Here is a 25,452-nt window from a genome sequence, read left to right as displayed (position 1 = left end):
CGCCCCACTTGCGCTGCGATCAACAGCTATGCACATTTTGGCAGTTGGCAGCGCGGGGCTTCGCGGCTATCAGGCCCGCCAAATCGCAGGCCTATCCCCCACTTGCGGGGCGCTTGTGGTTGTCTTAGGGGGCTTCCTGAAAGACAGACTTTGAGGGGCCCCAAGCCGGACGCGCAGGCGTGCGGGACGGCCTTAGAAAACGGGATCGGTTCGACCATGGCAGAAAATGCGGCAATCGACACGGCGGGCGCTGAAAGCGGCGCCGGTGTGCGGCGGCGTGATTTCATCAACATTGCGGCGGTAAGCGCGGCCGGCGTCGGTGCCGTTGCGGTGGTCTATCCGCTGATCAGCCAGATGTCGGCTTCGGCCGACGTGCTGGCGGAAAGCACCACCGAAGTGGATATCGCCGCGGTTCAGCCCGGTCAGGCGATCAAGGCGGTGTTCCGCAAGCAGCCGGTGTTCATCCGCAATCTGACCCCGGCCGAAGTGGCCGCAGCCAATGCCGTTGACGTGACCACGCTGCGCGATCCGCAGACGTTGCAGGAACGGACGAAAGAAGGGCATGAAAACATGCTCATCACCATGGGTGTCTGCACCCACCTGGGCTGCGTTCCGCAAGGGGCTGGCGCGGGCGAGGTCAAGGGTGAATTCGGCGGCTACTTCTGCCCCTGTCACGGCTCGTCCTATGATACCGCCGCGCGCATCCGCAAGGGTCCGGCTCCCAAGAACCTGCAAGTGCCCGAATATGCATTCACCGGCACTGTCGTGAAGATCGGCTGAGGTAGACCATCATGAGCTTTCCCTGGTCCAAGGAATACACGCCCACCAGCCCGGCGATGGTGTGGATAGATCAACGGCTGCCGCTGCCGCGGCTGGTCTATGGCGCCGTTGGCGGCGGCTATGAAGTGCCGCGCAACCTCAACTATTTCTGGAACTTCGGGTTCCTGGCCGGTTTCTGCCTGATCATCCAGATCGTTACCGGCGTTGTGCTGGCGATGCATTACGGCGGTGATACCTCGGTCGCCTTCACGTCGACCGAGCACATCATGCGCGATGTCAACTGGGGCTGGATGCTGCGCTATGGCCACGCCAACGGTGCCGCAGCGTTCTTCGCGGTAATCTATATGCACATCTTCCGCGGCTTCTATTACGGGTCGTACAAGGCCCCGCGCGAGATGATCTGGCTGCTCGGCGTGGTCATATTCCTGCTGATGATGGCCACCGCCTTCATGGGCTATGTGCTGCCGTGGGGCCAGATGTCGTATTGGGCCGCGCAGGTCATCACCGGGCTGTTCGGTGCGATCCCGCTGATCGGCGAACCGCTCAAGGAATGGCTGCTGGGCGGGTTCGCCCCGGGCAATGCGACCTTGAACCGCTTCTTCTCGCTCCACTTCCTGCTGCCGTTCGTGATCTTGGGCGTGGTGATCCTGCACGTCTGGGCGCTGCATATTCCCGGCTCATCGAACCCGACCGGGGTCGAAGTGAAGAGCAACAGCGATACCGTGCCGTTCCACCCCTATTACACCGGCAAGGATGGCTGGACGGTCGGGCTGTTCCTGATCATCTATTCGCTGTTCGTGTTCTTCATGCCGAACGCGCTGGGCCACCCGGACAACTACATTCCGGCCAACCCGATGCAGACCCCGGCGCATATCGTGCCCGAATGGTATTTCTGGCCGTTCTACGCGATCCTGCGCAGCTTCACCCAGAACTTCCTGATTTTCGAAGCCAAGCTGCTGGGCGTGATGGCGATGTTCGCCGCGATCCTGGTGTGGTTCTTCCTGCCGTGGCTGGACAAGTCGCCGGTGCGCTCGGCCAGCTATCGTCCGCTTTACCGCAAATTCTTCTGGGTGCTGGTGATCGACGTGCTGATCCTGGGCTACCTTGGCGGGGCGCCGGCGGAACAGCCCTATGTACTGATCTCGCAGCTGGCGACGATGTATTACTTCCTGCATTTCCTGGTCATCGTGCCGATCGTATCGTCGGTCGAGCGGCCCGATCCGCTGCCGTTCTCGATCACCGAAAGCGTTCTGGGCAACGATGGCGCGGCCAAGCTGGAAGCTGCTCCCGCCACGCCGCCGGCCGCAGGCTGACCTTCAGGACAGAGACGAAAGAGACCATCATGATCCGCATCTTCTCCATCCTCGTCGGCCTGTTTTTTGCGGCAGCCGTTGCCTGGTCGCTGCTTTGGGACACGCTCCAGCTGGGCAAGGACGGCCTGCCGCGCACGGCCGCGCATGAATTCGGCAAGGTGCACGAGCTCAAGTCGCTCAAGCTGGCCAGCGACGGTCCGTTCGGCAAGTTCGATCAGGCCCAGTTGCAGCGCGGTTTTGCGGTCTATCAGGGCGTCTGCGCCTCGTGCCACTCGCTCGGCTTGGTTTCGTACCGCAGTTTGGCTGGGCTCGGCTACAACGAAGCTGAACTGAAGGCGATTGCCGCCAAGGCGACGATCAATGCCAAGGATCCGCTGACCGGCGAAATGAAGGACCGCCCCGGCATGGTGTCGGACAAGTTCCCGCACGTTGTCTATGGCGGCGTTGGCAATCCGCCCGATCTCTCGCTGATTACCAAGGCCCGTCATGGCGGCGCTCGCTATGTCTATTCGCTGCTCACCGGTTATGAAGCCCAGCAGCCGGCCGAGCTGGTCAAGAAGTTTCCCGATGCCAAGACCGGCGAGGGGATGTATTACAATCCTTATTTCGCGAACCTCAACATCGCGATGACCCCGCCGCTTGCCTCGGACGGCCTGGTGACCTATTCCGACGGTACCGAAGCGACCAAGGACCAGATGGCCAGGGACGTCTCGGCGTTCCTCGTCTGGACCGCCGAGCCCGAGCTCGACAAGCGCCACCAGACCGGGCTGTGGTGGATCCTGTTCCTGGTCTTCGCGACCACGCTGGGCTACATGGCCTACCGCAATATCTGGGCCGGCAAGAAGCATTGATCCGGTTTCGGCGCGGCTGAGCAGGGCAACATCAGCCCGCTCCCCGGCCAACAAAGCAAAAGGCCCCCGCAACCATAACTGGTTGCGGGGGCCTTAGCCTATGGTGCCGAAACGGGCGAAATCAGTCTTCGCAGATCAGGGTGCGATAGATCCAGCCGCCCAGCGCTCCGCCGAGCAAAGGTGCGATCCAGAAGAACGCCAGCTGGCCCAGCGCCCAGCCGCCCATCACCAGTGCCGGCCCGGTGCTGCGCGCGGGATTGACCGAGGTGTTGGTAAGCGGGATCGAGATCAGGTGGATCAAGGTCAAGGCCAGGCCGATCGCGATCGGCGCCGCACCTGTCGGTGCCAGCTTATGGGTTGAACCCATGATCACCAGCAGGAAGAAGCAGGTCAGCAGCACTTCGGCAAAGAACCCGGCGGCGGCTGAAAAGTGACCCGGCGAATGCTCGCCATAACCATTGGCGGCCAGCCAGTTGCCGCTCGCCGCCCAGCCATCCTGGCCTTGCAGGATAAACAGCAGGGCAAATGCGGCGAGCACCGCGCCGACCACTTGCGCGCCCACATAGGGCACGATGTCACGCGCCGCAAAGCGCCCACCGGCCCACAGGCCAACGGTGACGGCGGGATTGAAATGGCCGCCCGAAACATGGCCGACGGCATAGGCCATGGTCAGCACGGTCAGGCCAAAGGCCAGCGCTACCCCGGCAAAGCCGATCCCCAGCTCGGGAAAGGCGGCGGCAAAGACCGCGCTGCCGCAGCCTCCGAATACAAGCCAGAACGTGCCGAACGTTTCGGCCCACAGCTTCCTGATATTGGGCATAGTCCCCTCCGTTGTTGTTGTCGCACAGCCCACCCCCGGGGCTGCGTGCAAAGGCTGGGCCATGTGGGCAGGCGCGTAAAGCATCAAAAAATTGCAGGCTGTCCCAGAACGATTGACCCGGCGGCAGGGCTGCCGCATAGGGCGCGGGCACGCTGCCGTGCGCCGCGGGCGGGTATAGCTTAGTGGTAAAGCACCAGCCTTCCAAGCTGGCTATGCGGGTTCGATTCCCGCTACCCGCTCCACTTTTCCCCGCTCTTCAGATCAGCCGGCCGCGCCGCACTGCCCCTGCTGCGCGTCTGTGCCCAGCACTGCCAGAACCTGTTCGGCCAGATCCGTGCCGGACTGCCAGGCGCCGGAAATGTGCTGTCCGCCGCACCAATCGCCGCAGGCCCCCAGCCGCAGCTGCGGGTTCCACAGCGGTGCGGCGTGGTTGGCCGGAGCCAGCGCAAAGCGCCAGCGGTGAGCCTTGGCGAAAGTCGGTTGCGGTAATTGCCCAATGCCCGCCGCCGCGGCAAAGGCGCTCAACAAGGCCCCAGCCGCAGCCGCCGGATCCCACTCAAGGTGGCGCTTTGACCAGGCGGCGTCGGCCTGGATCACCCAGCATTCGCCCCCCGGCCGCCCCGGCTTCGAACTGTTGCGCGCGGCCCAGGCGATCGGCCCGGCCCCGCGCAGCAAATCGGGCACGCCCGCCAGTGGTGCGGCAAAAGCCAGCATCAGGCTCCAGCACGGCTGCGAACGGCTGGCCGCGGCCTCGCGGGCCAGATGCAGGTCATGAAGTGCCAGCAGCGGCGCGGCCTGTTCAGCGGGCAAGGCCAGGATCACCGCTTCGAACGGACCCTCGGTCAGCCCGCCACCCGCCAGAGACCAGCACCCGCCGCGGTGATCGATCCGCTGGACGTGGGCGCCAAAACGCACCTCGTGGCCCGCGCCCGCAGCCTCGGCCAGCGAGGCCATGGCGGGAACGCCCACCAGTGCCCCGGGCGGCCCGGCAGGCCATTCAGCCAGTACGCCAGCGCGCGTCCAGCGCTGCACTTGCGCGGCAAAAGGCCCTTCGCCGGCTTCGAGATACTGCGCGCCAAAATCCCACGCACCGGCATCGATCTGCAGCGTGGACAGCCGCCCACCGGGGCGTTTGCCCTTGTCGAACAGCACTGGTGCGATCCCGCCTTCGCTGAGGCGCGCGGCGCAGGCGAGACCGGCGATCCCCGCGCCGACAATTGCCACTTTCATGTTCGCGCTGCTTCCCTGCTCAGCCATGCCCCATCAGCGCCAACACTTCCTTGCGACTGCTGGGATCGTCGCGAAAGCACCCCAGCACCTTGCTGGTGATCATATCGACCCCGTGGGTGCGCACACCGCGCCCGGTCATGCAGCCGTGCTGCGCCTTGATCACCACGGCCACACCCAGCGGGTTGAGGTTGGTCCAGATACACTGCGCGATCTCGGCGGTCAGCCGTTCCTGGATCTGCAGGCGGCGGGCATAGCCGTGAAGCACACGGGCCAGCTTGGAAATGCCGACGACGCGGTCGGTCGGGAGATAGGCGATCGAAGCGGTGCCGACGATCGGGGCAAGATGGTGTTCGCAATGCGAATGAAACGGAATGTCGCGCAGCAGCACGACTTCATCGTATCCCGCCACTTCCTCGAAGGTGCGGGTCAGGTGCACCGCCGGGTCTTCGGAATATCCCGCGCAGTATTCGCGCCAGGCGCGGCCCACCCGGGCCGGGGTATCGCGCAGGCCTTCGCGCGCGGGATCTTCGCCGGCCCAGACCAGCAGGGTACGGATCGCGTCCTGCACCGCGTCGGGGACCGGCAATTTTGTATCGGCCGGTTCGGGCGCAATATGGCCATGCATGATGTTCATGAGGAAAAGTCCCGACGGAAGAAAGGGTCCGGCCGCTGGGGCTGGGGGGGTAGCAGTCAGCGACCGGTAACAACGGTCTATGCTTTCGCGCGTAGCTCTGCGATATGACCATTCGGGCAGGCAAACAGGACTCGTGGAAACCAATGACACCAGAAAGTCTGATTGCTGACAGCAAAGTGGCCGCGGTAGTCAGCGACCCGCGGCAGCAGGACAACCCGATCGTCGCCTGCAACCAGGCTTTCATGCAGTTGACCGGTTTTGACCGCGATGAAATCCTGGGCCGCAACTGCCGCTTCCTGCGTGGCAGCGATACCGAACCGGCGCAGACCGCGATGCTGCGCGAAGCCGTGGCCGAACGCCGCCCGGTGATGGTCGAACTGATCAATTACAAGAAGGATGGCACCCGGTTTCGCAATGCTGTGATGATTGCCCCGCTGTTCGACGAGCAGGGTGAACTGGCCTATTTCCTGGGTTCGCAGATGGAAATCGACGATACCGGGGCCAGCCGCCACGAGCGCGCGCACGCGCTGGTCGATGGGCTGAGCCGGCGCCAGCGCCAGATCCTTGAGGCGCTGGCCAAGGGCCGCCTCAACAAACAGATCGCCTACGAGCTTGGCCTGACCGAACGCACGATCAAGATGCACCGCGCCGCGATGCTGCGCGGGCTTGGTGTGCGCACCGTGGCCGAAGCGATCCGGATCGCGATCGAGGCCGGGCTTTAGGAGCTGTCTGCCTCGGCCGCGCCGGAGCAGGAAAGTTTCAATGCATCCGCTGGACGGCGAAGCGGGTCAGGTCGCGCAGCGGCCGCGCGCGCGCTCCAAACGGATCGAGCGCTTCGTTGCAGGCCAGTTCGAGCCGGCTGGCCTGGTCTGCCGCGCCTTCGAGGCCGAGCAGTGCGGTCGCGCTGTTGCGGCCGGCGCCAGCATCTTTGCCCACCGCTTTGCCAAGCTGCGCCGCGTTGCCAATCGCGTCGAGGATGTCGTCGCGGATCTGGAACACCAGCCCCAGGTTCTCGGCAAAGCGCAGCAGGCGCGCGCGTTCTTCGCCCGAACAGCGGCCCAGCAGCGCGCCCGCTTCAACCGCGAAACGGATCAGGGCGCCGGTTTTGCGCGATTCGCACTCGAACAGGTCTTGCGCGCTGGGCCTGGCAGGCGGGTAGAGGTCCATCATCTGCCCGCCGGCCAGCCCGTCCTGACCGACCGCACGGGCGAGCGCGAGCACCAGCTGCGCGCGCACCTGGGCATCGGGATGGGTCGCTTCATCGGCGAGGATCTCAAAGGCCAGCGCCAGCAGCGCATCGCCGGCCAGGACTGCTGTTGCTTCATCGAATTTGCGGTGCAGCGTCGGCCGGCCGCGGCGCAGATCATCGTTGTCCATGCAGGGCAAATCGTCGTGGATCAGTGATTGCGCGTGGACGCATTCGATCGCCGCGCCGACGCGCAGCGCCTGAGCGTGCGTGCCGCCCACCAGTTCGCTGACCGCCGCCACCAGCAAGGCGCGAAAGCGCTTGCCGCCGCCGATTGCGGCATAGCGCATCGCTTCCCACAAGCGCCGGTCACGCCCGCGCGCCGGGCCGATTGCAGATTCGAGCGCGGTATCGATGGCCCCGCGCAATTGCGCCAGCCGGTCGTCGAGCGAGCCCGATGGCGCAGGGCGGGTCAAGGCATCCAGATCGACCGGCTTGAAGCGCACCCGCTCCTTGCTGCCGGCGGTCTCGATCAAGGTGCAGCCCAGCGCGCGCAAAGTCAGGCAAACCTGCGCGATGGCGCTTTCGGGGGTTGATGCGGCGGCGGTAAGGCCAATCGTCGGCGCGGATAGTACTTTTGCCATCGGCAGCGCCGCGGCGCCAGCGATCAGCACGGCTTCGCGGCAACCCGCGGCCTTGGCCACTTCGACCAGCCGGCGGGCATTGGATGACATTTCATCGCCGACCACCAGCACCAGATCGCACTGCGCCGCGATGGCTTCGATCGCGGCCTGGCGGTTGGTGGTGGCATAGCAGATGTCGCTGGCGCGCGGACCGGCCACGTCGGCAAAGCGGGCTTCGATCGCGGCAATCAGGGTTTCAGCATCGCGCATCGCGAAGGTGGTCTGGACGGCATAGGAAACCGCACTGTTGGAAGGCAGATCCAGCCGGTCAAGATCTCCGGCCTGCGAGATCACCGAGATGGCGCCGGCCGGAACCTGGCCCAGCGTGCCGATCACTTCGGGGTGACCGGCATGGCCGATCAGGATCACATGCCGTCCGGCCCGGTACCAGGCCTCAACCTCGGCATGTACCTTGGCAACCAGCGGGCAGACCGCATCGACCACGCGCAATCCGCGTGAATCGGCGGCCTGACGCACGCCGCGCGCCGAACCATGCGCCGAAAGGATCGTCACACTGCCTTCGGGGATGGTATCGACATCCTGCACAAACACCGCGCCGAGGCTTTCGAGCCGTTCCACCACATCGCGGTTGTGGACGATCGCGCGGCGTACATAGACCGGCGCGCCGTGCCGTTCGAGCGCGCCCTCGACCGCTTCGATCGCACGGCGCACACCAGCGCAAAACCCGCGCGGATTGGCCAGCAGCACGCGCGCCGGGACCATCGGGCTAGCCGGTTGTGCTTCGGGCATGTTCATGCGGGCGGACATCCATCACCTTTCAGAACTGCACTGTGATGGTCCGGGCCAGTCAATGGTATCCGCACTTTGGGACAGGTTGCCTCGCGCCCCCCGCACAATAGGTGCAAGCACCATGACAAACCCCACCACTGCGATCGTGATCGGATCCGGCTTTGGCGGGCTTGCGCTTGCCATTCGCCTGCAAAGCGCCGGGATCGCCACCACCATCGTCGAAGCGCGCGATCGCCCGGGCGGGCGCGCCTATGTCTGGAAGAAGGGCGGCTATATCTTCGATGCCGGACCGACGGTGATCACCGATCCGGCCTGCCTGGAAGAATTGTGGGCGCTGTCGGGCAGCCGGCTGGCCGATGATGTGACGCTGCTGCCGGTTCATCCGTTCTACCGCCTGATCTGGAATGACGGCACCCAGTTCGACTATTCGAACGACGAAGCCCAGCTGAACGCCGAGATCGCCAAGCTCGATCCTGCCGATGTCGCGGGCTATGCGCGGTTCCTTGAATATTCGAAGGGCGTCTACGAAGAAGGCTACCTCAAACTGGGCGCGGTGCCGTTTCTCAACTTCGGCGCGATGCTCAAGGCCGCGCCGGCGCTGGCGAAATACCAGGCCTGGCGCTCGGTCTATTCGGTGGTTTCAGGCTACGTCGGCAACGACAAGCTGCGCCAGGCGCTGTCATTCCATTCGCTGCTGGTCGGCGGCAACCCGATGAAAACCAGCAGCATCTATGCGCTGATCCACCAGCTCGAAAAGCTGGGCGGGGTCTGGTTCGCCAAAGGCGGCACCCATGCACTGGTATCGGGCATGGTCGCGCTGTTCGAGCGGCTTGGCGGCAAGCTGCTGCTGGGTGAGAAAGTCAGCCGGATCACCCACGCGGGCAAGCGCGTAAGCGGGGTCGAAACCGCCAGCGGCAAGGTTCTTGCGGCTGATCTGGTCGCGACCAACGGCGATCTGGTGCACAGCTATGGCCTGATCGCCGGTTCGGACTATGCCGCACGAAAGGTCCGCTCGCTGACCCGCAAGCGCTTTTCGCCCAGCCTGTTCGTGGTCCATTTCGGGTTGAACGGAAGCTTTCCCGAAATCGCGCACCATTCGATCCTGTTCTCCGATCGCTATGGCCCGCTGCTCGACGACATCTACAAGCACGGCCGGCTGGCGGATGATCCCTCGATCTATCTCCACCACCCAAGCGCGACCGATCCGGGCATGGCGCCCACTGGCAAAGCGGCCTTTTATGCGCTCGCGCCGGTACCGCACATGGGCCGCGCGCCGGTTGATTGGGCAATCGAAGGGCCGCGCTACCGTGATGTGGTGCTGGGGCGGGTGCGCGATCTGCTGATCCCCGATCTCGATGAACGGATCGACACCTGCTTCCACTACACCCCGCAGGATTTCGCCGATGATCTTGGCGCGCACCTTGGCAGCGCGTTTAGCCTTGAACCGGTCCTGACGCAAAGCGCGTGGTTCCGCGGTCACAACCGCGACGATCACTTCGCCAACCTCTATTTCGTCGGGGCCGGAACGCACCCGGGTGCAGGCATTCCCGGCGTGGTCGGCAGTGCCAAGGCCACGGCCAGCCTGATCGTGTAGGGTGCAGCGATGCAGGCAGTGATTCTCGTAGCGATCTTTGTGGCCACGCTCGCCGCGATGGAACTGTTTGCTTATGCCACGCACCGCTGGGTGATGCATGGGCCGGGCTGGTTCCTCCACGCCAGCCACCACCGGGTGCGTGCGGGTGCGTTCGAATGGAACGACCTCTACGGCGTGATTTTCGCGGTTCCGTCGATTGTGCTGATCTGGCTGGGCATGCGCGGCGGCTGGGGCGACGCGGCGACCGCAGTGGGCGCAGGTATCGCCGGATACGGCGCGATCTATTTCGGCTTTCACGACTTGGTGGTCCACCGCCGTCTGCCGCACCGGATCGTGCCCAAAAGCGCATACTTCAAACGGATCGTTCAGGCGCACCGGCTTCACCACGTGACCGAGAGCAAGCACGGCGCGGTCAGCTTCGGATTTCTGCTGGCGCCGCCAATCGATGTGCTAGGCCAGCAGCTGCGCGATTCGGATCGCGCGCGGCTGCGTGCACCGCAGCGTCAGGGCTGACGCGGCCGGGTCCACAGCCCCTCGCGCGGGGCATTGCCGCCGCTGCTAAGGCTGCGCAGGCCAGCCCGGGCGGCAAGGCCCAGCTTTCCCGCACCACTGATCCGCACGCGCGCGTCCCAGGCGTGCGGGCCCAGTTCGGCCACCTTCTCGCCAATCGCGCCATAGATGCCATCGGCCGCCAGCACGGCAAGGCGCGAACGAAAGGACAGCCGCGCCGCGCCGACGCGCGCTGACCGGCGATAGCCCGCCGCCATGGCGACCAGCCGCTGCGCCATCCGCGATACCGCAGCGCGCTGCGCCGGATCGGCCAGCTGGGCTTCGTCCAGCCCTTCGCGCGCCAGCCAGTGTGCCGGTATATAGCAACGCCCGACCTGTGCATCGGGCACCACATCGCGTGCGATATTGGCCAGCTGAAAAGCCAGACCCAAGTCGCAGGCCCGGTCGAGCGTGTCTTGGTCCTGCGGCGAAACGCCCATCACCACCGCCATCATGCAGCCGACCGTGCCAGCTACATGATAGCAATAGCGCAGCAAGTCATTCTCATCCTGCGGCCGCCAGTCTGCCGCGTCGAGCGCGAAACCGGCCAGATGATCGTCGATGAAGCGGCGCGGCATGCCGGTTTCGCGGGCAACTTCGCGCAGCGCTGCGAAGGGCATGGGAACGGCGGCGCAGCCATCAAGTGCGGCGGCGGTCAGAGCCTCAAGCTGCGCCTGCACGTCGCGTGCTGCCCCGGTGGGCGCTGCGCCATGGCCTAGTTCCTGCCCGTCGGTCAGATCGTCCGCCGCGCGGCACCAGGCGTAAAGCAGCCAGGCCCGTTCGCGCGTGGCGGGGGCAAACAGCGTGCTTGCCGCGGCAAAGCTTTGCGAGCCTTTGGCGATCGTTTCGCGCGCGGCGGCAACCAGTTCGGTGCGCAGCGTCATCGGCGGATCAGTGCCTTGAGCGCCGCAGCGATGCCCACCGGCGGCTTGCCCGAAAGGATCCGCAATTTGTCGCCAAGCGTGGGTTCACCGGCATAGAAGCGGGCGATCCGATCTTCGCCAAGCCGGTAGAAATGGGCAAAAATGCGGTGGCGCTGATCTGGTGCGGCAGCGCGGAACAGCATGCGGTTGAGCATGCGGAAAAAGCCCATGTCATGCCAGTGCCACAGGAACCGCTGGCGGCTCCACGCGGCCAGCTGCGGGCCTTCCAGGCGGCCCGGCAGCGTGGACAGCTCCTCGGCCAGCAGCAATGCCAGCCGCAGCGAATAGCCAGTCGTTGCATGGAAAAATCCGCCGGCCAGCCCCAGCCGTGCCACCGGATCACCGGCCGGCCAGAAGGCCTGCGGATCGCCGCCGATCAGGATTGGCAGCACGCCCGATTCGCGGCGCAATTCGGCCCCGGCAATTCCTCGCTCGGCCGCCAGCGTCCGCACCCTTTCGCTCACGATCTCGACATCAAGTGCTGGCCCGTCGGCATAATAGGTGTCTTCCACCAATACCCGGTCAGCCGCCAGCGGCAGGACATAGACGAAGCGGTAGCCATCGATTTGCGGCATCGTTGCATCCATCACCATCGCGCGCTGCGGATCGGGCACAGAGGCGGCGAATTCGATCCCGACGAATTTTTGCCAGCCCAGTTCCAGCGCCGGAACCGCGCCTTGCGGCCCGCGCGCATCGATCACCGCACGCGCGGCGATGCGCTCACCCCCCGCAAGCACCACGCCGTCCGCTTCAAGCCGCTCCACCGGCGTATTGAAGCGCAACTGCTGCGGGGTGAGCGTGGCACGGACCAGGCGGTCTAGCGCTTCGGCCCGGAACGCATTGTAGGGCGCGTCAAAATCGCGCGCGAGTGCCTGAAAGCGAACCGAATGGCGCGGCCAGCGCACCGGGTTCAGCGCCGCGATCAGATCACGGGCCGGGGCAGGCACATCACTGTCGAAGAACGACCAGGTGTGGTTGCCGCCGATCGCCGCGCCTGCCTCGATCAGCAGCAGCGGCAGATCCGGGCGGCGCTGGGCCATGCGCACGGCAGCAAGGGCCCCGGCCAGCCCGCCGCCAACGATCACCACGGGCAACCTGTCGTTCATCACCTGCTGCTTAGGACAAAGCGATGCCGCGGCCCACCCCTCCCAAGGGGAAGTGGCGCAATGTCCGGCCTGGGGGTTTTGCGCGCGCCGCGCATTGCCTAAGGAGCACGCATGATCCGATCGACCATCCGTCTTGCCCTTGCCGCAACGCTCGTCGCCATTGGCGCATTTGCGCAGGTCCGGCCGGGCCTCGCGCAGGGCGGCCCGGCCTCGCTGCAGATCAGCGTGACGGGGATCACGTCGGCCAAAGGCCTGATCCGCGTCGCGGTGTGCCCGCCGCAGGCCGGGTTCCCCGATTGCAAGGCCAAGGTTGTGCGCACCGCTTCGCTACCGATTGCCAATGGCCAGGCCGCGGTCAGCTTCGATGGACTTGCCCCGGGCAGCTACGCGGTCAGCGTGTTTCACGATGCCAATGCCAACGGCAAGCTGGATCGGTTCGCCGGGATCCCCAAGGAAGGCTACGGCTTTTCGCGCAACCCCGGCTTCAAGCCCCGCGCGCCCAGGTTTGCCGAGGCCGAGCTGGTGCTGAGCGGGCAGCATCAAACCCAGATCAAGCTGCGTTACATCCTCTGATCGCCACCCTTTGCGTAGCTGCCTTGCGCTGGCGCACGCGGCGGGCTAGGGCGCTGCCCATTCCAGTGCATGCGGAGCGGTGGCCGAGTGGTCGAAGGCGCTCGCCTGGAAAGTGAGTATACGTCAAAAGCGTATCGAGGGTTCGAATCCCTCCCGCTCCGCCACGCAGTCCCAGCACTTGTCTCCGTCTTCAGGGCGCCGCGCGAATGCCCCGGCTTTGGCGGGGTTACAGGGTCCAATCCGTTTCCAGCTCGGCGATTTGCGCTGTCTCCAGCCTGCTTTCAGGCTAGGTGCGAGCCGCAGTCTCCGCACGGATCGTAATCGGTTCGGTCTCCCTGTTTTCAGCGATGACAGGGATAAATGCAAAAAAGCGGGCCTGAAACAGCTGTTTTGGGGTCATTCCGGGCAGGCTGGCCTGCAAGAACCCGCTGATTTCCGCGAGTTCGGAGCCCCAAAACCCCAATTCCCTGTTATTCGCCGGAACAGGACATTTAGTCGACCATAACAGGCCTGTTAATCGGCCGTAGCAGGTCATTTGATCGCATTAACAGGGATGGGCGCGGGGCGCCTGGAACCTGAGCATTTCGCGCTGCCTGGACCAGGCCAGCGGCAGTTCGCCGCGGATCATCTGCTCGAGATTGAGGCTGCGCGGCTGGCGCCCGGCGAGGATCGCCTGCTGGATGTCCGGGGCGAGGAAAGCGAGCCGCAGCAGGCGCCTCTCATAGGGCGATTTGGGCACGGTCAGGATTATCGGATGTCCCCGCTCATCTTGGCCTACCATCGCATGGGCCTTGCGGAGGGCGGCGATCAGCGTGGTGTCGTGATCCGCGCTATCGGGCTGACCGGCGGCGATCGAACGCCGTCCGCCCCTGAGTGGCAATGCAATCGGAATGGTCACCACGCACTTTCCGTCGCGCAGCGCGAGCTCTTCAAGCTGCCCGAGCCGCGCAGCAATGCCGCGCGACTGGCGGCACCGCTAGCGTCGACTATGTTAGCGCTTACCGCTCTACTAGGGCGCGAAGGAAGGCCGACAAAGATCCCCATACGAGGTTCGCCCTCCGCTAATCTAAGCTGCGAATTATGCTGAATGTTTTCACGACGGACATGCGGGCGGCTTTTGGACTGGCCCCGCGCATGATCATCTATCGCAGCTTGGCTGAGGCCTTCTAACGACGGGTAACGATCAACATCAGCTGATCGCTATCGCGGTCCTGCAGAAATTCAATCGCGCAGTTGGCTTGGTTTTTGCGGAAGCTGGTTGGGTCTTCACCCTGCCGCTTCCTGAAGGCCCGTGAAAAGTGACTACGGCTGGCGAACCCGACCGATGCGGCGATAGATTTGATCGGCAGGTCCGTTTGCGTCAGCAGGTTAGAGGCCTTATAAAGCCGGACGCCCTGAATATATTCCAGCAGGCTTTCGCCAAATACGCGCTCAAACTCCTGGGTCAGAGCGAACGGGGTCATGCCGACCATCCTGGCCAGATTGGGGATCGACAGTCGTTCCGCGTGGCTATCCTGAATCGTATTGATCACAAGTGCCAAGCTAGGATTCGCCACCGTCAGATAGAGTGGAGTGAAATTTTTGTGGCCCGCCAGAGTGCGTCGCAGCAAGACAATAAAGACCTGTTTCATCAAGGCTTCGACAATGCATTTGCTGCCGATTCCCGGATTTTCCAGTTCATTCAGGATACCGCCGAAAATCAGAGTCAGAAGCGAGTCATTCGCGTCTTCGACCAGCGGATGTTTGAGACTTTCAAAAAAACCGAGCCCATGACCTGCGCTGGCAGTGACAAGCGAAGAGACGATAACCAGCTTTCCAGCGTTGTCCGATGTGGTGCCATGGGATGGCGCGGCGGACACCGTTGCACCATCTTTCGCAGCATCACATTCGCCGTATCCCCTTAATATCGTTTGGGAATTGTTTGGGATAACAACGACCATTCCTTCGCCGAGCGCGATTTCCCCGCCGGTCCATTCCAGCACACCATCGCCTTTGATGACATACAGGACGATAACTTGATCGGCTGCCGAAAGACGCTGGACACACTCCGGCGTGATTTCACCTATGGAAGCCGATACAACGTCGACGCAGAGGCGACTGAGCAGCATCTCGGTATCGCGGTTCAACAGGGCTGAACCTGAAAAATACGCCGGGCCAAATACATGTGTGCCTGTTTGCATATTAGCATCCCGTTGCTCGCCATCCCTTGGAAGGTACGAGCCATGGGGTCTGATGGTTTCAGTGGGCTGACAAATTCTCGCGTTGGTTATTGCATATGATCGGGAGCGTAGCCCGGTGTCGGGGTGAGCGGTAAAAACGCCGCGAGCAGCGCGATCGCGATGAGCCAGCTCGTCACGACTTTCACGGCGATGCCCCGGCCGGTGCCGACCAGCCAACTGGCTGGCAAGATCACCAGCGCGGCGAGCGCTGCCACGGCCAGATCTGGCGCGTTTCCCGCCGCGGCAATGACCGCGCCAGCCGCAACTCCGCAGACGAGCGACAGGACCAACGCCGCCGGTTCTGGCAAACCGCCAGGCAGATGCACGCTTGCCGCAGCGACGATCACGCTGGCCCAGCATGCAAAGTAAATGAGCACAGCAGCAGAATCATCGAGTGGGATTTGCAGCAGCACGGCCGCCATGATCGCTGCCGCCAGCAGCGCAGGCGCGCGAACCCGGTGCGGCGCAAAAGACAAGGCAAAGCCAAGCGCAGCGAAAATCAGCGCAGCGGGCAAAGTGCTGCCGGTCATGCTGCCACCGCCTGAACCAGGAAGTACATTCCGCACAGCGAAATTATCGCGCCGCCGCCCCTGATGGCCAGCGTTCCTCCCTTAAGATGGCTGGCGAGGCCCAGCCCGATGCCCGTAACATGGAGCAAGCCGGTGGCGAACACGAAGCCGGTACTGAACGCCACCGGGTCTGCCAGCGAAGGGATTTCAGAGCCATGCGCAAAGCCGTGGAACAACCCGAACATTCCGGTCAGCGAGCCGGCCAGCCAGATCGGCGCGCGGTATGCGCAGGCAATCGCCGCTCCCAGGGCCAGCACCGACAGCGCGATCCCAAGCTCAATCGGTGGCTGGGGCATATTGAGGATCGCCAGCAGTGCGCCAAAGGCCATGACTGCGGGGAATATGACCGGCAGCGCCGCGATCATCGGGCGTCCCAGAAACGCGCCCCACAAGCCGACCGACACCATTGCCAGAAGATGATCCAGACCCAGGAACGGGTGCATGAACCCGGCCGCAAAGCCGCCCGCCAGGCCTTCAGCGGAGTGGGCCCAGGCCGGCGCTGCGCAGCACGACAACCCCGCCAGAAACGCGATCGCGCCAATCGCTGGCCGCGCGATCGGACCGTTTTTGCTGACCATTTCAGCGACCGGAACGGACATCCGGGAATCCGAAAGTAAGGCTTGAAAACGTCGTCAGAAAATCTGCGGCGGTATTGCTGGCGAGTGGTTGGCTCCACACAACGTTGTATTGCCATTGGCCTGCCCGGCGCGCCTTGAACGTGGCGCGTCCGCTGGCGTCCGTGCGGTGCATTTCGACCGGCTTGGCATCTGCCGCAAGGTTATTGAGCTTGACCAGTGCGCCCGGCAACGGTTGCCCGCGGTAAAGCACTTGCACGGTGAACTGCGGGGAATTTCCGGGCGCGTAGGGATTGCTAAGGGGCACGATCTCAAGTCCGAGACCCACCGGTCTGGTGACCTGGGGCTGCGGGGTTTTCCCCGGCGGGCCTACTTGCACAATGGCTTTGCCCCGGCGCGAATAGAGCTCGCGGCCCGGCTTGCGCATCGATCCATTGGCGGCGCGCCGCGCCAGCACCTGCGTAAGGCCTTCGGCACTGGCATATTCATTAAAGCGCAAAGCGGGCAAATTGCTAGAGATGTTGCTGGTCGAGAAAAATACCACGAATGTGCCTGGTGTGGCGAAAGACAAGGCCGCGTCGGCGGTGGAACCCAGCGTCATATCGCTGATCCGGTTGCGGACGCCGTTGGGCCCGGCGGAGCGAAACAGCACAAACCGGTCAGCCGGAATGGTCGAGCGTTGACGCGCCGCGCCGTGCCCGACCAGCAACAGCATCGGAATGGTGCCGCCAGGACTGGTCCAGTAGTTTCGGGGCTGCAGCCAGAAGTCGTGCGCTCCAAGCGGGCCTGCCGCCAAACCGACGGCGACGGTAAACGCCACGCTTCGTATGGATCGTTTTTGCATTTGAACTTTCCGCAAATTGGTTCTCGAAGCCGTTACGGCCAACTTCTGCGTTGTGCAAAACGCGCCGCACCCAAAGCACCATTGTCGGCAATTGCAGCACCATAATCTGTGCAACAATTTGTCAGCGCCGTGCCTAAAATCACAGCAGTCATGTTTGACGATTTAATTTTGATGGAGAGATCTATGCGCAAAAAGATGTTACTGGGCGCCGTAAGCGGACTGGTTATGGTCGCTTTGACATCGCCGGCCTTGTCCTCCAGTCACCGTGAAGCTCCTGCGATCACTGAGAGCCCCAAAGTTGACAATACTGACCTCTATGCGTTCCGCAGCTACGAGCCGGGCCGCGAAGCCTATGTCACCCTGATTGCCAATTTCCAGCCGGGCGAAAATCCCGGCGATGGTCCCAATTACTACACGATGGATCCTGACGCGATTTATGAAATCCACGTCGATAACACCGGCGACGGGGTTGAAGACCTTACGTACCAGTTCAAATTCACCAACACGCTGAAGGGCGATACCGGCAAGACCATCACGGTGGGCGGCAAAACGCTGCCGATCCCGCTGCGCCAGATCGGCCCCATCGCTGCCCCCAACGATGCCAACCTGGGCGAAGATGAGAGCTACACCGTCACCCAGATTACCAACAATCGCCGTACTGGGGGACGCGGTACGGTCACGAATGCCGCCGGTGGCAGTTTCCTCAAGCCGTTCGACAATGCCGGCAACAAAACCATTTCGAACTACCCGGGTTACGCCAGCCAGTTTGTCTACAACGCGGCCATTCCCGGATGCGCGAGTCAGGGCCGTGTTTTTGCAGGTCAGCGCGCCGAATACTTCGCGGTCAACCTTGGGCCAATTTTCGATCTGGTCAATTTCGTGCCGATCGAAGGCGATAATGATCCGGTCTATGGCAATGGCTCACCGTTTCCTGGTGGCATTACGCAGAGCCAGGACAACCAGGAGCTGATCGGCAAGAAGAATGTTACCTCGGTCGCGATCGAAGTGCCGATAGCCTGCCTGACCGGCACCGGTAACGGCGTCATCGGCGTCTGGTCCACCGCCAGCCTCCCGCAAGCGAAATTGAACAAACCGAACGCGAACTACAAATCGCCGGCGCTCTATGGCGGCGCTTACACGCAGGTGTCACGTCTTGGCATGCCGCTGGTGAACGAGGTGGTTATCGGCGTCCCGCAAAAGGATCAGTTCAACGCGTCCAAGCCCACGCAGGACGGTGCGCTGGCTGATTATGTTACAAACCCGACCTTCCCGGCACTGCTCGATGCGCTGTTCCGCGGCGCGGTCAACGCGACCTTGGGGACCAGCTTTACCAATCTGGCGCCCACCAACTTTCCGCGCAACGATCTGGTCGCAACTTTCCTGACCGGGATCGCGTCGCTTAACCAGCTCAAGACAGTGACTGCGTCCGAGATGTTGCGGTTGAACACGGGGGTCACCCCGACACCGCGCGGCTCGCAGCACCCGCTCGGTGTGGTCGGTAACGATCTGGCAGGCTTCCCCAACGGACGCCGGCCGGGTGATGATACGGTCGATATCGTTCTGCGCGTCGCGATGGGGCGGTTGTGCCATCCGGTGCCGATCGCCGGCAAGATGACCGACCTGGGGCTGTGCAAGCCTGCTGACGCGCCGACCGGGCTGGTGGCGTTCACCGATGGTGCGCCCAGCTCGGCATCCAACATCCTGAACGCATTTCCGTATCTCAACCCACCGCTCCGCGGCGCTCCGCGCCCGCAGACCCAACCGTGATCGGACCGAAAATGAAGCGCAACCCCAGCCTTGCCTTGCGCGGCGCGTGTCTGCTCGGCCTTGGCCTTGCCGTCGCGGCGTGCGGTTCCAGCTACCAGGCCCCGCCTCCCGGCGGCGGAGGAGTGATGGTGCGGCAAGAGGATTCATTCGGAATTGCCTTCGGCACCGCGTTTCGCGCCGATAACAATTCCGAGCCTTACAACGTTGCCGACGGAGACATCATTGCCGTTTCGCTCCTGACCGAACCGGTCGACATCAAATAACGCCTCGCATCGGTGCCGTGACCCTCCTCACGGTGCCGGTGCGAACCCTTTCCACTTGTCCAGAGGAGGTGCTGGAACGTGCGATCGAAAACACTACTACTTTTCGCCTTGCTGGTTTCACCGGGTATCGCGCAGGCAAATGTAATCGAGATATCCGACGATGGCGAAGCGCGAATTGTCGGCGCGCCAGCAGCGCCCACCAACCCGCGCGTTGCTGTGGCAGCTGCCAGCGAACAGGTATCGTCCGATGATCCATATGAATTAGCGGCCCGCCGGTATGGCATCGACCCCGATCTGTTACGCGCCGTTGCCTGGACCGAATCCAGGGGCAACAACAATGCTGTCAGCCCTAAAGGCGCGCGCGGCATAATGCAGTTGATGCCCGCAACGGCAGCTCAGCTGGGCGTTGATCCCAATGATCCAATCGCAAATATCAATGGCGGAGCAGCGTATCTTGCGCAGCTACTCGCGACTTTTCACAATGTTCCGCTGGCGCTCGCCGCTTACAACGCAGGTCCGGGTGCTGTCAGGCGCTATGGCGGTATCCCGCCGTTTCGCGAAACCCGCGTTTACGTCAGCACGATCATGAACCGCTGGTCGGGACCGGCCGGTCTGCCCCCGCCATACGGTACATCAGCCTTCACCGGCGTAACCCAAATTAACGCCGCGGCCCCGCAATCTGATCCTGCGCCGCTGCCAATCCTGCTGATCGAGGTGCCCAGTATATGAAACCACGTTCTTTCGCCGTGCTTCTGAGCTTGATCGCCAGCCCGGCCTACGCGCAATTGGCCGCTAGCGACCCGGCGGGCTCCGGCGCGATCGGCAATGCCGCTGAATGGCTTCAGGGCACCATGCTGGGCAATGTCGCCACCGCCATTGCCGTCATGGCGGTTGCCGCGGTCGGTTTCATGATGCTCACTGGCCGGATCAACTGGCGGTACGGCGCAACCGTTGTGCTGGGGCTGTTCGTTGTCTTCGGTGCAGCGTCGATCGTCTCGGGGATCCGATCTGCAGCGGGCGCTGGCTGAAGCATGGCTGACCCCCTCTTCAAAGCGTTGGCCCGGCCGCAAATTGTCGCGGGCGTAACTTACCCGTTTTTCGTGCTGAACGCGATTGTCGCCGCTGAATTGTTCCTGGTGTTCAAAACGCCGCTGGCGCTGCTGCCCTCGCTGCTGATCCACGCGGTGGGATACGCCGCACATCTGCGCGATCCGCACGTGATGGCGCTGTGGCTGACCCGGTTGCGGCGCACCCCGCGCGTCAGGAACTACAAGCTCAGGGGCGCCAATGTTTACTGCCCGTGATCAGGCCGCGCAGCGCGAAACGGCGGTGGGCACCCACCTGCCGTATCTGGCGCAGATCGACGATCATACCGTGCTGACCCGTGAGGGTCATCTGCTGCATGTCATTGCCCTGACTGGGCTGCCATTCGAAACAATCGGACGCGCCGAGCTGGAATCCCGGCTCGCGGTGCGCGACAACATGTTCCAGGCGATCGGCTCGGCGCGCTTCGCCCTTTACCACCATGTCGTGCGGCGCGAAGTTTCAGCCCGGATCGAAGGCGCGTTCGGGGACGATTTCAGCGCCGAACTGGATGAAAACTGGAACGCGCTGCTCGCCTCGCGGCGACTTTACGTGAATGACCTGTACCTCACGCTGATCGTCCGTCCGCTGAGCGGCAAGGCCGGGCTGGCAGAGCGGCTGATGGGTATGTTTACCGGCGCCCCCGGACCCGCCAGCGATGACCGTGCGGCCGACCGGCGCGTGCTGGTTCAGGCTAGCGAGCAACTGATGGCCGCGCTCGATGCCTATCACCCCCGGTTGCTGACCGCCTATGAAGCCAGCGTCGGCCTCGCGTCCGAGCAGCTGGCATTCTTTGGCGAGCTGTTCAATGCTGCCAAAAATCCGGCGCTGTTGCCGCTTGGTGATCTGGGCCACGCGGTTGCCCGGCGAACGGTCGCGTTCGGGGTCGATGCACTCGAACTGGGGCCGTGCGAGGGGCGGCCAGCCGAATTTGCCGCAATCCTCTCGGTCAAGGACTATCCCGCTGCCACGACGGCGGGGATGCTGGACGACATTTACCGCTTGCCGCTGCCGATGGTGGTTACCCAAAGCTTCGCCTTCGTCGATCGCGGGATAGCGCAGCAGCGGATGGACCTGGTGATCAGGCGGATGCGCGCCGCCGACGACGCGGCGGTGTCGCTGCGTTCAGAGCTGGTTGCGGCCAAGGATAATGTCGCGGCAGGCCGCGCTGCTTTTGGCGAGCACCACCTGACGATCATGGTCCGGGCCGAAAGTCTCGAGGCGCTTGATGAGGCGGCAGGCGAAATCCAGGCGGCCTTGTCTGAGGCGGGCTTTGCCGTGGTGCGCGAAGAGCTGGGGCTGGAAGCGGCGTTCTGGGCGCAGTTTCCTGGCAATTTTGGCTACATCGCGCGCAAGGCGCTGGTGTCGACAGCCAACTTTGCAGGGTTTGCCAGCGCGCACAATTTCCCGGTCGGGCGGGCCGAGGGCAATCACTGGGGTGATGCCGTGACGCTGTTCGAAACGACCGCCGCCGGGCCGTACTTCTTTAATTTCCATCGCGGCGATTTGGGCAATTTCACGGTGATCGGGCCGTCTGGTTCGGGCAAGACCGTGGTCCTGGCGTTCCTGCTGGCCCAGGCCCGGCGGTTCAATCCACGCATCGTGTTCTTTGACAAGGACCGCGGCGCAGAGATTTTTCTGCGCGCCATTGGCGGCAGCTACGATGCGCTGCGCCCTGGCGTGCCCACCGGAATGAACCCGCTGGCGCTACCCGACACGCCGGTCAATCGCCGGTTTCTGGGAGACTGGCTGGCGCGGCTGGCGCAAGGTGAGGGGCCGGCGCTCGACGTCGAGGAACTGTCGTGGATCACCGAAGCCGTTGCTGCGGCGATGACCGGGCGTCCCGAACTGCGCCGTCTGCGTCATGTTGCGGAACTGTTTCGCGGGCGCGGGCGAGCTTCGGCAGGAGACCTTTCGGCGCGTCTGGCTCCGTGGCATTCGGACGGCGAGTTCGCCTGGCTGTTCGACAACGCCGAAGACCGGCTTGACATCGATGCGGCATCGCTGGGTTTCGATATGACCGCGATCCTTGATCAGCCGGCGCTGCGCGCGCCGACGATGCTGTATCTGTTCCACCGGGTCGAGGAGCGGCTCGATGGCCAACCGACGATCATTGTGGTCGATGAAGGCTGGAAAGCGCTGGATGACGAAGTGTTCGTCTCACGGATCCGCGACTGGGAAAAAACCATCCGCAAACGCGGCGGTATTGTCGGTTTTGCCACCCAGTCGGCTTCCGACGCGCTTGAAAGCCGGATTGCCAGCGCAATCATCGAACAAGCCGGAACGCAGATATTCATGGCCAACGCGAGCGCGCAGGCAGCCGACTACATCGGCGGCTTCGGCTTGACCGAGGATGAGTTCGACATCATCCGCGAAATGCCGGAAACCGCGCGCGCGTTCCTGATCAAGCACGGCACCGACAGCGTTGTGGTGCGGCTCAATCTCGCATCCCAGCCCGAACTGCTCACCGTCTTGTCGGGGCGCGAGCGGACCGTGCGGATGCTCGATGCCCTGCGCGCGGAACTGGGCGATGCACCCCATGCGTGGCTGCCGCGATTGGTTGAAGCTGCGTGACCCCCGGAGCGTGCCCGCCACCCGATGCACCCGGCCTGGTTGCCGGGTTGCTGGCGGACACCGATTGCCAGGCGTTTGGACTGGTCGAGCGCGGTTATGCGGCACTGGCCTCGCCGCAAAGCGCGACCGGCACGACCTTGACGACTTTGATGGTCATCGCCGTGGCCTTTTTCGGGTACCAACTGATGCTCGGCCGGGGGTTGGTGCTGGCGGATCTGACCCGGCTCGCGGTCCGGATGGGGGTTGTGCTGCTGCTCGCCACTTCGTGGGCGATGGTCCAGAGTGTGGTTTATGATACCGTGGCCCGCGGGCCGACCCGGGTGGCCGAAGAACTTGTTACGGCAATCGACGCGTCACCGCCGCTCGCCGGGATCCAGAGCGCGCTCGACAAGATCGAACAGGCGAGCATCGGTTGGCGGCAACGCGCCGGGATCGCCTCACCGCTCGTGGGTGGCCCCCCGGCGACAGCGATGACGCTTAACGTTTCGGCCTTCCTGCTGACCATGACAACGCTGGGACTGCTGGTGGTTTCGCGGATCGTCCTGGCCCTGTTGCTGGCCCTGACCCCGGTTGTCGCGGGATTTCTGCTGTTCGATGCCACGCGCGGCCTGCTCGAAGGCTGGTTGCGCGCGCTGGTAGCGGCGGCGCTGGCCCCGATCGGGGTGCTGGTGCTGGCGGCAGTCGAACTGGCGATCGTCATTCCGATTCTCGATCGCAATCTGGCCCAGCAGGCGGCAGGGCAATTTCTCGAAAGTTCGGTCACGCCGCTCGGGCTTGTGACGATCGTGTTCAGTATTGCGCTGCTGGCCGCGCTGGGGGTGTTGCGATCGATCGCGGGCGGTATTCGTCTGGCTGGACGCGCGCCGGCTATCGGACAAAATCAGCCAGCGGCGACAACGTCATTCCACGCGACTGCTGAAAGCCGCGTATCCAATATCCTCGTCGGCGCCCGCGAGCCCAGCCATCCCGGTGTGGTCCGCGCGCTTGAGACGCTGCAGCGGCGCGACGCCCAGACGGTGCCCGATCGCGCAGCTCCCGTTTATGCGCGCGGTACCCCAGCTGCCACGGCAATGACAACTGGAATGCGTCGTCCGCTGACCGTGTCGTCACGCGCCGACAGTGCTTACTTTGCACCACCGCCGCTCAGGCGGCCTCTCAGAAATCGCGCATCACGCGCAGCCAAGCGCAGGGATTCATGACCGAAACCGATCAGTATTACGCTACCGCCCTCAGCTGGGTTGACGAGCGCGTTGCCGCCGAGCGGCGGATGCGCAAGATCGCCTGGGGCGTGGCTGCCGCAGCGGGGCTGCTGGCATTGGTGCTGGCGATCACCATGATGTTCATGATGCCATTGAAATCGGTTCAGCCGTATGTTGTCACGGTCGACCGGCAGACCGGTGCGGTCGAAGTTGCCACGACGCTGAAAGACGGCAAGCTGAGTGAAAACGACGCGGTGATTCAGGCCGAGCTGGCCAATTATGTGCGGACGCGCGAATCGTTTGATGCAACCGACCTGGCCGTCAATTATCGGCGCGTGCAACTGCGCTCGTCGGGCGATGTCCGCAGCGCGTATGTGGCGGTGATGGCTGCCGACAACGCTGCCAGCCCACTGCGTGCTTTATCACCGGGCGACACCGTCAAAGTCCGCATCAAAAGCGTCTCACTCGTGGGTCCGGGGGCAGGGCTGGTCAGGTACGATACTGAACGCAGCGCCGCCGGGGGCCGGATCATCGATACGCGGGCATACGTCAGCGCCGTATCGTTTGGTTTCAACGACCGCCCGTTGCGGCTTGAAGACCGGTTCGACAACCCGCTCGGCTTTGTTGTGACGCGCTATCGGCGCGATTCCGAAGGAGCGACCCAGTGAGGTCAATCGCACCGCTGGTCGCGGTAGCGCTGGCGTGCGCCTGCGCGGGGGTACAATCGCCCGCAATGGCATCGGACCCGCATATCCACACGGTGTTTTACCAGCCCGACACTGTGATCGAGATCAAGGGCGCAGTCGGCTGGCAAATCATGATCGAATTTGGTCCGGACGAGCGCATCGAAAATGTCTCGATCGGTGATGCAACCGCCTGGCAGGTCGTCCCCAACAAGCGTGCGCGGATGTTGTTTCTCAAGCCGTTAAGCGCCAAAGGCAGCACCAATATGACCGTGGTCACCACGGTGCGGCATTATACTTTCAGCCTGTCGGTTGCCCCCCGCGGGGCGGCAACACCGTGGGTTTTGCGGTTTGAATACCCCCCGGTGCCGGTTGCGATCATGGCCGAAGCGCCACCGCCACCACCACCGCCGCCGCCCGTCAACCTTGATTTCGGCTATGCGCTCGCGGGCGATACCGGACTGATGCCGACCCGGGTGTGGGACGATGGCCGCCAGACCTATTTCGAATTTGCCGAAGACGTAGCGATGCCGGCTATTTTTGCGGGCGGGCCCAAGAAAGACGAAAGCCTGGTCAATGTCACTGTGCGCGGCCGCGTCGCAGTCGTCCAGCAGCGCGCCCGGCGGTTCACTTTGCGCGCCGGCAAACGCTTTGCCACCGTCACCAAGCAACCATAGGAACCAG

27 protein-coding genes and 2 tRNA genes are annotated in these 25,452 nt (G+C 63.7%); 18 read left to right on the top strand and 11 right to left on the bottom strand.

Going from position 1 to position 25,452, the window contains the following annotated elements; translation table 11 throughout:
- The first annotated feature begins 216 nt into the window (after positions 1 to 216).
- From petA to RMN99_RS12005, 3 genes are read left to right on the top strand one after another with little or no spacing between them, the layout of a single operon-like run.
- Positions 217 to 780 (top strand): ubiquinol-cytochrome c reductase iron-sulfur subunit, encoded by a 564-nt coding sequence (gene petA, locus RMN99_RS12015; protein WP_309623553.1) that lies wholly within the window; start codon positions 217 to 219, stop codon positions 778 to 780.
- Positions 781 to 791: 11 nt separating this feature from the next.
- On the top strand, positions 792 to 2,093 hold the full coding sequence (locus RMN99_RS12010; RefSeq protein WP_309623552.1) for a cytochrome b/b6: 1,302 nt from the start codon (positions 792 to 794) through the stop codon (positions 2,091 to 2,093).
- A gap of 29 nt (positions 2,094 to 2,122) precedes the next feature.
- Entirely contained in the window at positions 2,123 to 2,944 is an 822-nt protein-coding gene (locus tag RMN99_RS12005) for a cytochrome c1 (RefSeq protein ID WP_309623551.1), read from the top strand.
- Positions 2,945 to 3,065: 121 nt separating this feature from the next.
- On the opposite strand, the gene aqpZ is transcribed toward RMN99_RS12005, so the two are convergent.
- Positions 3,066 to 3,764: an aquaporin Z gene (gene aqpZ / locus RMN99_RS12000; protein WP_309623550.1), complete on the bottom strand. Its 699-nt coding sequence runs from the start codon at positions 3,762 to 3,764 to the stop codon at positions 3,066 to 3,068.
- A gap of 168 nt (positions 3,765 to 3,932) precedes the next feature.
- Here aqpZ and RMN99_RS11995 point away from each other — a divergent pair.
- Positions 3,933 to 4,006: transfer RNA gene (locus tag RMN99_RS11995), tRNA-Gly, on the top strand.
- 19 nt (positions 4,007 to 4,025) lie between these two features.
- On the opposite strand, the gene RMN99_RS11990 is transcribed toward RMN99_RS11995, so the two are convergent.
- Entirely contained in the window at positions 4,026 to 5,021 is a 996-nt protein-coding gene (locus tag RMN99_RS11990) for an FAD-dependent oxidoreductase (RefSeq protein ID WP_309623549.1), read from the bottom strand.
- Positions 5,014 to 5,619 carry a GTP cyclohydrolase I FolE gene (folE, locus tag RMN99_RS11985; protein ID WP_405029534.1) on the bottom strand — a complete coding sequence of 202 codons (606 nt, stop codon included), beginning with the start codon at positions 5,617 to 5,619 and terminating at the stop codon, positions 5,014 to 5,016. The genes RMN99_RS11990 and folE overlap by 8 nt, the downstream gene beginning before the upstream one ends.
- Before the next feature lie 152 nt (positions 5,620 to 5,771).
- Between folE and RMN99_RS11980 the strand changes: the two genes are divergently transcribed.
- The gene (locus RMN99_RS11980) at positions 5,772 to 6,350 is read left to right on the top strand and encodes a PAS domain-containing protein (protein WP_309623547.1); all 579 of its coding nucleotides are present in this window, start codon (positions 5,772 to 5,774) and stop codon (positions 6,348 to 6,350) included.
- Between the two features lie 37 nt (positions 6,351 to 6,387).
- On the opposite strand, the gene ispH is transcribed toward RMN99_RS11980, so the two are convergent.
- On the bottom strand, positions 6,388 to 8,253 hold the full coding sequence (gene ispH, locus RMN99_RS11975; RefSeq protein WP_309623546.1) for a 4-hydroxy-3-methylbut-2-enyl diphosphate reductase: 1,866 nt from the start codon (positions 8,251 to 8,253) through the stop codon (positions 6,388 to 6,390).
- A 115-nt stretch (positions 8,254 to 8,368) separates the two neighbouring features.
- Between ispH and RMN99_RS11970 the strand changes: the two genes are divergently transcribed.
- On the top strand, positions 8,369 to 9,841 hold the full coding sequence (locus RMN99_RS11970; RefSeq protein ID WP_309623545.1) for a phytoene desaturase: 1,473 nt from the start codon (positions 8,369 to 8,371) through the stop codon (positions 9,839 to 9,841).
- A 9-nt stretch (positions 9,842 to 9,850) separates the two neighbouring features.
- Positions 9,851 to 10,354, top strand: coding sequence for a sterol desaturase family protein (locus RMN99_RS11965; RefSeq protein WP_309623544.1), 504 nt, complete (start codon positions 9,851 to 9,853; stop codon positions 10,352 to 10,354).
- Here the strand turns inward: RMN99_RS11965 and RMN99_RS11960 are convergent.
- Positions 10,345 to 11,274: a phytoene/squalene synthase family protein gene (locus RMN99_RS11960; protein ID WP_309623543.1), complete on the bottom strand. Its 930-nt coding sequence runs from the start codon at positions 11,272 to 11,274 to the stop codon at positions 10,345 to 10,347. The genes RMN99_RS11965 and RMN99_RS11960 overlap by 10 nt on opposite strands.
- Entirely contained in the window at positions 11,271 to 12,419 is a 1,149-nt protein-coding gene (gene crtY, locus RMN99_RS11955) for a lycopene beta-cyclase CrtY (protein ID WP_309623542.1), read from the bottom strand. The genes RMN99_RS11960 and crtY overlap by 4 nt, the downstream gene beginning before the upstream one ends.
- Positions 12,420 to 12,530: 111 nt before the next feature.
- Between crtY and RMN99_RS11950 the strand changes: the two genes are divergently transcribed.
- Together RMN99_RS11950 and RMN99_RS11945 are read left to right on the top strand one after the other, a co-directional pair.
- Entirely contained in the window at positions 12,531 to 12,992 is a 462-nt protein-coding gene (locus RMN99_RS11950) for a DUF2141 domain-containing protein (protein ID WP_309623541.1), read from the top strand.
- A gap of 73 nt (positions 12,993 to 13,065) precedes the next feature.
- Positions 13,066 to 13,156 (top strand) — tRNA-Ser (locus tag RMN99_RS11945).
- Positions 13,157 to 13,536: 380 nt separating this feature from the next.
- Here RMN99_RS11945 and RMN99_RS11940 read toward each other — a convergent pair.
- From RMN99_RS11940 to RMN99_RS11920, 5 genes are all read right to left on the bottom strand, one after another.
- The gene (locus RMN99_RS11940; RefSeq protein ID WP_309623540.1) at positions 13,537 to 13,890 is read right to left on the bottom strand and encodes a hypothetical protein; all 354 of its coding nucleotides are present in this window, start codon (positions 13,888 to 13,890) and stop codon (positions 13,537 to 13,539) included.
- Positions 13,891 to 14,158: 268 nt separating this feature from the next.
- Complete coding sequence (locus RMN99_RS11935) at positions 14,159 to 15,118, bottom strand: AraC family transcriptional regulator (protein ID WP_309623539.1); 960 nt, start codon at positions 15,116 to 15,118, stop codon at positions 14,159 to 14,161.
- 140 nt (positions 15,119 to 15,258) lie between these two features.
- Positions 15,259 to 15,726 (bottom strand): hypothetical protein, encoded by a 468-nt coding sequence (locus tag RMN99_RS11930; protein WP_309623538.1) that lies wholly within the window; start codon positions 15,724 to 15,726, stop codon positions 15,259 to 15,261.
- An 11-nt stretch (positions 15,727 to 15,737) separates the two neighbouring features.
- Positions 15,738 to 16,379 (bottom strand): HupE/UreJ family protein, encoded by a 642-nt coding sequence (locus RMN99_RS11925; RefSeq protein ID WP_309623537.1) that lies wholly within the window; start codon positions 16,377 to 16,379, stop codon positions 15,738 to 15,740.
- Positions 16,360 to 17,241: a DUF4198 domain-containing protein gene (locus RMN99_RS11920; RefSeq protein ID WP_309623536.1), complete on the bottom strand. Its 882-nt coding sequence runs from the start codon at positions 17,239 to 17,241 to the stop codon at positions 16,360 to 16,362. Before RMN99_RS11920 ends, RMN99_RS11925 begins: the two co-directional genes overlap by 20 nt.
- 141 nt (positions 17,242 to 17,382) lie before the next feature.
- Between RMN99_RS11920 and RMN99_RS11915 the strand changes: the two genes are divergently transcribed.
- The 9 genes from RMN99_RS11915 (at position 17,383) to RMN99_RS11875 (ending at position 25,445) form a co-directional block, all read left to right on the top strand.
- Positions 17,383 to 18,966, top strand: a complete 1,584-nt coding sequence (locus tag RMN99_RS11915; protein WP_309623535.1) for a DUF4331 domain-containing protein — start codon at positions 17,383 to 17,385, stop codon at positions 18,964 to 18,966.
- An 11-nt stretch (positions 18,967 to 18,977) separates the two neighbouring features.
- The gene (locus tag RMN99_RS11910) at positions 18,978 to 19,229 is read left to right on the top strand and encodes a hypothetical protein (RefSeq protein WP_309623534.1); all 252 of its coding nucleotides are present in this window, start codon (positions 18,978 to 18,980) and stop codon (positions 19,227 to 19,229) included.
- Between the two features lie 78 nt (positions 19,230 to 19,307).
- Positions 19,308 to 19,958, top strand: a complete 651-nt coding sequence (locus tag RMN99_RS11905; RefSeq protein ID WP_309623533.1) for a lytic transglycosylase domain-containing protein — start codon at positions 19,308 to 19,310, stop codon at positions 19,956 to 19,958.
- Positions 19,955 to 20,257, top strand: a complete 303-nt coding sequence (locus RMN99_RS11900) for a TrbC/VirB2 family protein (protein ID WP_309623532.1) — start codon at positions 19,955 to 19,957, stop codon at positions 20,255 to 20,257. The genes RMN99_RS11905 and RMN99_RS11900 overlap by 4 nt, the downstream gene beginning before the upstream one ends.
- Positions 20,258 to 20,260: 3 nt before the next feature.
- Positions 20,261 to 20,533, top strand: coding sequence for a VirB3 family type IV secretion system protein (locus tag RMN99_RS11895; protein WP_309623531.1), 273 nt, complete (start codon positions 20,261 to 20,263; stop codon positions 20,531 to 20,533).
- Positions 20,517 to 22,886, top strand: coding sequence for a VirB4 family type IV secretion system protein (locus RMN99_RS11890; protein ID WP_309623530.1), 2,370 nt, complete (start codon positions 20,517 to 20,519; stop codon positions 22,884 to 22,886). The genes RMN99_RS11895 and RMN99_RS11890 overlap by 17 nt, the downstream gene beginning before the upstream one ends.
- Positions 22,883 to 24,085 (top strand): type IV secretion system protein, encoded by a 1,203-nt coding sequence (locus RMN99_RS11885; protein WP_309623529.1) that lies wholly within the window; start codon positions 22,883 to 22,885, stop codon positions 24,083 to 24,085. Before RMN99_RS11890 ends, RMN99_RS11885 begins: the two co-directional genes overlap by 4 nt.
- Positions 24,082 to 24,753 carry a type IV secretion system protein gene (locus RMN99_RS11880; protein WP_309623528.1) on the top strand — a complete coding sequence of 224 codons (672 nt, stop codon included), beginning with the start codon at positions 24,082 to 24,084 and terminating at the stop codon, positions 24,751 to 24,753. The genes RMN99_RS11885 and RMN99_RS11880 overlap by 4 nt, the downstream gene beginning before the upstream one ends.
- A complete protein-coding gene (locus RMN99_RS11875) occupies positions 24,750 to 25,445 on the top strand; it encodes a TrbG/VirB9 family P-type conjugative transfer protein (RefSeq protein WP_309623527.1) in 696 nt (231 codons plus the stop codon). Before RMN99_RS11880 ends, RMN99_RS11875 begins: the two co-directional genes overlap by 4 nt.
- Positions 25,446 to 25,452: the final 7 nt, after the last annotated feature.

This window comes from Novosphingobium sp. (assembly GCF_031417815.1).
Classification (GTDB): domain Bacteria; phylum Pseudomonadota; class Alphaproteobacteria; order Sphingomonadales; family Sphingomonadaceae; genus Novosphingobium.
Note: the sequence above shows the minus strand (reverse complement) of the source record. Positions and strands in the feature narration are given on the sequence as shown.